At 67.8% G+C, this 6314-nt stretch carries 7 protein-coding genes; 6 read left to right on the top strand and 1 reads right to left on the bottom strand.

Annotation, left to right across the window (positions count from 1 at the left end; translation table 11 throughout):
* Positions 1–226 precede the first annotated feature (226 nt).
* The 4 genes from I0Q12_RS19790 to I0Q12_RS19775 are packed head-to-tail and all read left to right on the top strand — an operon-like array spanning position 227 to position 2582.
* On the top strand, positions 227–376 hold the full coding sequence (locus tag I0Q12_RS19790) for a hypothetical protein (RefSeq protein WP_197253809.1): 150 nt from the start codon (positions 227–229) through the stop codon (positions 374–376).
* Positions 377–426: 50 nt separating this feature from the next.
* Positions 427–1575 (top strand): zinc-dependent alcohol dehydrogenase, encoded by a 1149-nt coding sequence (locus tag I0Q12_RS19785; protein WP_197253807.1) that lies wholly within the window; start codon positions 427–429, stop codon positions 1573–1575.
* Between the two features lie 12 nt (positions 1576–1587).
* The gene (locus tag I0Q12_RS19780) at positions 1588–2199 is read left to right on the top strand and encodes a hypothetical protein (protein WP_197253806.1); all 612 of its coding nucleotides are present in this window, start codon (positions 1588–1590) and stop codon (positions 2197–2199) included.
* Complete coding sequence (locus I0Q12_RS19775) at positions 2196–2582, top strand: hypothetical protein (RefSeq protein ID WP_197253804.1); 387 nt, start codon at positions 2196–2198, stop codon at positions 2580–2582. Before I0Q12_RS19780 ends, I0Q12_RS19775 begins: the two co-directional genes overlap by 4 nt.
* Before the next feature lie 3 nt (positions 2583–2585).
* On the opposite strand, the gene I0Q12_RS19770 is transcribed toward I0Q12_RS19775, so the two are convergent.
* Positions 2586–4121 carry an aldehyde dehydrogenase family protein gene (locus I0Q12_RS19770; RefSeq protein WP_197253802.1) on the bottom strand — a complete coding sequence of 512 codons (1536 nt, stop codon included), beginning with the start codon at positions 4119–4121 and terminating at the stop codon, positions 2586–2588.
* Between the two features lie 36 nt (positions 4122–4157).
* Here I0Q12_RS19770 and I0Q12_RS19765 point away from each other — a divergent pair, with 36 nt between their 5' ends.
* The gene (locus I0Q12_RS19765) at positions 4158–4607 is read left to right on the top strand and encodes an Lrp/AsnC family transcriptional regulator (RefSeq protein ID WP_197253800.1); all 450 of its coding nucleotides are present in this window, start codon (positions 4158–4160) and stop codon (positions 4605–4607) included.
* Between the two features lie 69 nt (positions 4608–4676).
* On the top strand, positions 4677–6011 hold the full coding sequence (gene lat / locus I0Q12_RS19760) for an L-lysine 6-transaminase (protein ID WP_197253798.1): 1335 nt from the start codon (positions 4677–4679) through the stop codon (positions 6009–6011).
* Positions 6012–6314 lie beyond the last annotated feature (303 nt).

Genomic DNA, 6314 nt, shown 5'->3' with positions numbered 1-6314 from the left:
ACCCCAGATCGTCGCCTCGGCGGCCACCAAGGACACCCGCCGCGCGATCGAATCGCTGACCGCCATTGCCGCCACCGGTGCCGGCACGGTCCTGCCCGGCCACGGAGCGCCGTGGACCGACGGGGTCGAGGAGGCGGTGCGTCGAGCGGTCGAACGCGGGGAACACTGACCATCCGCAGGCTGTGAGTAGGCGTTCACGACAGAGGTGAAAGGAGTTCCGGGACAGATGACTACGACCGATGTGCAAGACCTCGGCCCGGCCGAGGCGGAGGGACCGGAGCCGGTACGGCCGTGGACGACGGGAGCAGGCTTCAGTACGGCCGAGATCAAGGCCCGCATCGAAGCCATGTTCGCCGACCACCCCGAGGTTCCGTAGAAGGATTCCGGCGCAGAGCCGGGATCGAGAATCCAGAGCCGGGAGGCGAATTGAAAGCGATGGTGTACCGCGGACCGTACAAGGTCCGGGTGGAGGAAAAGGATGTTCCGCGCATCGAGCACCCGAACGACGCGATCGTGCGGGTCGTGCGCGCCGCGATCTGTGGGTCGGATCTGCATCTCTATCACGGCATGATGCCCGACACCCGAGTGGGCATGACGTTCGGTCACGAGTTCGTCGGCGTGGTGCACGAAGTCGGGTCGTCGGTCCGGAACGTGCAACCCGGGGACCGGGTGATGGTGCCGTTCAACATCTACTGCGGCTCGTGCTATTTCTGTGCGCGGGGCCTGTATTCGAACTGCCACAACGTCAATCCCAACGCCACCGCGGTCGGGGGGATCTACGGGTATTCGCACACGTGCGGCGGATACGACGGCGGCCAGGCGGAGTTCGTGCGCGTGCCGTTCGCGGACGTCGGGCCGCAGAAGATTCCGGTTTGGATGGACGACGAGGACGCGCTGCTATGCACCGACGCCCTGGCGACCGGATACTTCGGGGCGCAGCTCGGTGACATCGTCGAGGGTGACACCGTGGTGGTGTTCGGCGCCGGCCCGGTGGGTCTGTACGCCGCGAAGAGTTCGTGGTTCATGGGTGCCGGGCGGGTGATCGTGATCGACCACCTCGAATACCGGCTCGAGAAGGCGCGTACCTTCGCCCACGCCGAGACCTACAACTTCGCCGAGTACGACGACATCGTCGTGCAGATGAAGAAGGCCACCGATCATCTCGGGGCAGACGTGGTCATCGACGCGGTCGGCGCGGAAGCCGACGGCAACCTGCTGCAGCACGTGACCTCGACCAAGTTCAAGCTGCAGGGTGGGTCACCCATCGCGTTGAACTGGGCCATCGACTCGGTCCGCAAGGGTGGAACGGTCTCGGTGATGGGTGCCTACGGGCCGATGTTCAGCGCCGTGAAGTTCGGGGATGCGATGAACAAGGGGCTGACGCTGCGGATGAACCAGTGTCCGGTCAAACGCCAGTGGCCGCGCCTGTTCGAGCACATCCGGAGTGGCGTGATCAAGCCGAACGACATTGTCACGCACCGCATCCCGCTGGAACACATCGCCGAGGGCTATCACATCTTCTCCGCGAAACTCGACGACTGCATCAAGCCGGTCATCGTGCCGGACACTGCGTGAAAGGACTGCGCGATGACGAAGCCACCGACACCCGCCGCGTACACCGCGAGCCCGCACCCGCGTCCGGACTCGGACGCTCTGCGCGCACGGATACCGGGATGGGGGGTCGACCTCGATCCGAAGGACCGGCCGGCGGTGCCGAAGGAGCGTTTCGCGCCGGAAGCCACGGGAGCGCACTGGGACTTCCCGGATCGGCAGGAAGAGAAGTGGCCCCGGGAACGCTCGGTCGAACATGCCCTGCTGACCCCGGTGTTCGGCACCTCCTGCCCGCCGAAGGGGCTGTCGGGAGTCGTCCGCAAGTACGCCTACCGCCGATTCAGCGAAGGACGCGCTGCGCACTGGCTGCTGCTGCTCGGCGCCGACCGGATCGACGCCGTCGAATCCCACCTGAGGTCGTTCGTGTCCACGCGCCCGGACAACCCGTTCACCGAGACCGGCATCCGCAGCGAGTTCACGCACGGAGGGGCCCGCTCGCGCCTCGGACGGCGACGCGTCGACACGGCCCATCAGTGGATGGATCCGATTCTCGTGGGCGGACCCTGGGTTCTCGGCATCGGTGCAGCGGCGGCCGTCGCCGTGCGGGGTGCGCTGATGCGGACCCGCAGCGGTAGCCCGTCATCATGACCACCGCCGTTGCCGAAGCCGATCGTCTCGGCGTCGGGCTCGCGCGCGTCCATGGATGGTGCAACTTTCTCGGCGGGCTGTGGCCGCTCGTGCACAGACGCAGTTTCGAAGCGATCTTCGGTCCGAAAAAGGACCGGTGGCTGATGTACACGGTGGCAGGTCTGCTCGTGGGCAACGGAGCGGTGCAACTGCGATCCGAGGGCACTGTCGAGGGAACACACGCGGCGCGGCGGGTCGGGGTGGCCACCGCCGCCACCCTGCTCACCGTCGACCTCGTCTATGTTCCCGCCGGACGGATCCCGAAGACCTACCTTCTGGACGCGGCCATGGAAGGCGCGCTGCTCGCCGCCTGGGCGTGGCACGCGCGGACGCGGGGACCGTGACCGTCAGCCGAACTCGACGCCCTGCGCGAGAGGCAGCTCGTCGGAGTAGTTGATCGTGTTGGTGGCGCGGCGCATGTACGCCTTCCACGAGTCCGATCCGGACTCGCGGCCGCCGCCGGTCTCCTTCTCGCCGCCGAAAGCGCCGCCGATCTCGGCGCCCGACGTGCCGATGTTGACATTCGCGATGCCGCAATCGGATGCGGCCAGGAAGCGTTCGGCCTCACGGGAATCGGTGGTGAAGATCGACGACGCCAAGCCCTGCGGCACCGCGTTGTGCAGCGCGATCGCCTCGTCGAAATCGTCGTAGGTCAGCACGTACAGGATCGGCGCGAAGGTCTCCTCCCGAACCACTTCCGTCTGCGCGGGCATGCGGACGAGCGCGGGGGAGACGTAGAACGACTCGCCGGGACTCTCGACACGTTCACCGCCGGTGACGCGCACGCCGCCGTCGAGCTCAGCACGTTCGAGCGCCTTGCACATCGCCTCGTACGCGCGACCGGAGATCAAGGGGCCCACCAGGACTCCGTCGTCGAACGGGTTGCCGATCCGCAGACCCGAGTAGGCGGTCGCGATGCGGCGGACCAGTTCGTCGGCCACCGACCGGTGCACGATGAGCCGCCGCAGTGTGGTGCAGCGTTGTCCGGCGGTGCCGGCGGCGGCGAACACGACGGCCCGCACCGTCAGGTCCGGATCGGCCGACGGAGCGACGATCGCGCCGTTGTTCCCGCCGAGTTCGAGCAGCACCCGGCCGAAGCGCGCCGCGACCCTGGGGCCGACGATGCGGCCCATGCGCACCGACCCCGTCGCGCTGACCAGCGCGACGCGGGGATCGTCGACGAGTGCCTCGCCGACGGAGGCGTCCCCGAGCAGCACGTGGTGCAGCGCATCCGGTGCCCCCACGTCGCTCGCGGCGCGGCGCAGAAGCGCGTCGCAGGCCAGCGCGGTCAGCGGGGTCGTCTCCGACGGCTTCCACACCACCGGATCGCCGCACACCAGGGCGATCGCGGTGTTCCAGGACCACACGGCGACCGGAAAGTTGAACGCGGAGATCACGCCGACGACACCGAGGGGATGCCAGGTCTCCATGAGCCGGTGCCCGGGGCGCTCCGACGGCATCGTGCGACCGTAGAGCTGACGCGACAGTCCGACCGCGAAGTCGCAGACGTCGATCATCTCCTGCACCTCGCCGAGTGCCTCGGAGGTGATCTTCCCGGCCTCGAGGGTGACCAGCTCGGCCAGATCGGCCTTGTGCTCGGTGAGCAGCTCCGAGAGCCGCCGCACGAGCCGCCCCCGTTGCGGCGCCGGCACCGCCCGCCAGACGGTGAAGGCTTCGGCGGCGGCGGAGATCGCGACGTCGAGGTCGGCGGCGGTGTGCGGGTGGAGGCGTGCGAGCTCGGTGCCGTCGATCGGGGTGGTCACGACGAGGGAGCCGTCGCGCGCCGGACTCGGTGCCCCGCATCGCTGCAGGGCCTGTGCGGCGCGGGTGGCGAGATCTGCGCTCGGATGCGGTGGGGCCGGATGCCCTGAGGGCGCATTCATGGGTGCGGTCCTTCCGTGCTCGGATAACCTGCGCTCGTGCCGGAATCCTCGAGAGAAAACCTGGACGAGATCGATCGGCTGTTGTTGCGTGAGCTCGTCGCCGACGGCCGGGCCACGCTGTCGGCGCTGGCGGACAAGGCCGGCCTGTCGGTGTCGGCGGTGCAGTCGCGAGTGCGAAGGCTCGAGGCGCGGGAGGTGATCCGCGGGTACACGGCGTCGGTAGATCCCGAGGCGCTCGGGCTCATGCTGTCGGCGTTCGTGGCGATCACCCCTCTCGACCCTTCGCAACCGGACGACGCGCCCGCCCGGCTGCGGCACATCGACGCCATCCAATCCTGTCACTCGGTGGCCGGCGACGAGAGCTACATCCTGCTCGTGCGGGTCGGTTCGCCGCGGGAACTCGAACAGCTGCTGCAGCAAATCCGCGCGACCGCGAACGTCGCGACCCGCAGCACCGTCATACTCCAAACATTTTACGATCGTTAGCCGTTGCGCAAGCATATTCTCCGGCTGCAAGCCCGCGCCGCAGTAAAGAATTTGGCGTAGCCTCTGGGCATGAGCACTGCATTCCGAAACCCGGGCGGTGCCGAAGAACTGCCGCCGAACCGGGTACACGACACACTGGGCCGCCACATCCTGGCCGACGGGTTCGATCTCGTCCTCGATCTCGACAAGTCCTCGGGGTTGCGCCTGGTCGATCAGCGCGACGGCACCACCTACCTCGACATGTTCGGATTCTTCGCGTCCTCCGCGCTCGGAATGAATCATCCCGACCTCGTCGGCGACCCCGACTTCGTCGACGAACTGGCCGCGGTGGCAGTGAACAAGCCCAGCAACTCCGACATCTACACGGTGCCGATGGCCCGGTTCGTCGAGACCTTCGCCCGGATCCTCGGCGACCCGGCCCTGCCGCACATGTTCTTCGTCGACGGCGGTGCGGTCGCCGTCGAGAACGCACTCAAGGCGGCGTTCGACCGGGCCAGCAGGCTCAACGAAGCCCACGGCCGCGACCCGAACCTCGGCAGCAAGGTGCTGCACCTGACCGAAGCGTTCCACGGCCGGACCGGATACACGATGTCGCTGACCAACACCGATCCCGTCAAGACCGACCGCTATCCCAAGTTCGACTGGCCACGCATCGACGCGCCCTGTCTGCGGGACGGACGCGACGTCGCGGAAGCCGAATCCCGGGCGCTCGAGCAGGCCCGGCGTGCCTTCGCCGAGAACCCGCACGACATCGCGTGCTTCATCGCCGAACCGATCCAGGGGGAGGGCGGCGACCATCATTTCCGCCCCGAATTCTTCCGTGCCATGGCGGATCTGTGTCACGAGAACGATGCGCTGGTGATCTTCGACGAGGTGCAGACCGGGGTCGGCATGACCGGCACCATGTGGGCCTACCAGCAGATGGATGTCGTCCCGGACATCGTGGTGTTCGGCAAGAAGACGCAGGTGTGCGGCATCATGGCCGGTCGCCGACTCGACGACGTCGCCGACAACGTCTTCACCGTGAGTTCCCGCCTGAACTCCACGTGGGGCGGCAACCTCACCGACATGGTGCGGGCCCGCCGCGTCTTCGAAGTGATCGAACGGGACCGGCTCGTCGATCGGGCCCGGCTCACCGGCGCGCACCTGCTGTCGGCACTGCGGCAACTCGCCGACCGGCATCCCGAGATCACCGAAGTGCGCGGACGCGGGCTGATGTGCGCCGTCGATCTGCCGTCCCCGGCCGAACGCGACGCCGTCCTGTCCCGGCTGTTCACCGACGAACACGTCCTCATGATCGGAACCGGTTCGCGCGGAATCCGTTTCCGGCCGCCGCTGATCGTCACGACCGCCGAACTCGACGAAGCGGTCGGGGCGCTGGACCGGGTGCTCTCCCGCGGCTGAACCCGCTGAATTCCGTCAGGAGTAGTTCGCCTCGAGATGCCCGTCGAGACCGGCGTTGTTTGCGACTTTCCCGCAGATTCCGCAAACAACATCGGTTTCGGGCCGCGCCGCGTCGCCTTCGGGTGGTGCGGCGCGAGGCTGTGTCTTGACCGTGAGCCCCTTGCCCGCGCACGCTCGGTGCCGTGAGCATCAAAGTCGATCTCGCCGCCCTCGACGCGGCACTCGCAGACTTCGGATACGCCTACCTCCTGACCACCGGCGCCGACTTCAGACCGCACGCGGTCGCGGTGACGGCCGAGTGGA

It is taken from the genome of Rhodococcus sp. CX, from assembly GCF_015865005.1.
Classification (GTDB): Bacteria; Actinomycetota; Actinomycetes; order Mycobacteriales; family Mycobacteriaceae; genus Rhodococcus.
The sequence above is the reverse complement of the archived record's forward strand: the minus strand, read 5'-3'. Positions and strand labels throughout refer to the sequence as shown.

Coding starts and splice junctions, on each gene's coding strand:
- I0Q12_RS19780 (WP_197253806.1), top strand. CDS start 1,588: ATGACGAAGCCACCGACACCCGCCGCGTACACCGCGAGCCCGCACCCG.
- lat (WP_197253798.1), top strand. CDS start 4,677: ATGAGCACTGCATTCCGAAACCCGGGCGGTGCCGAAGAACTGCCGCCG.
- I0Q12_RS19770 (WP_197253802.1), bottom strand. CDS start 4,121: ATGAATGCGCCCTCAGGGCATCCGGCCCCACCGCATCCGAGCGCAGAT.
- I0Q12_RS19790 (WP_197253809.1), top strand. CDS start 227: ATGACTACGACCGATGTGCAAGACCTCGGCCCGGCCGAGGCGGAGGGA.
- I0Q12_RS19775 (WP_197253804.1), top strand. CDS start 2,196: ATGACCACCGCCGTTGCCGAAGCCGATCGTCTCGGCGTCGGGCTCGCG.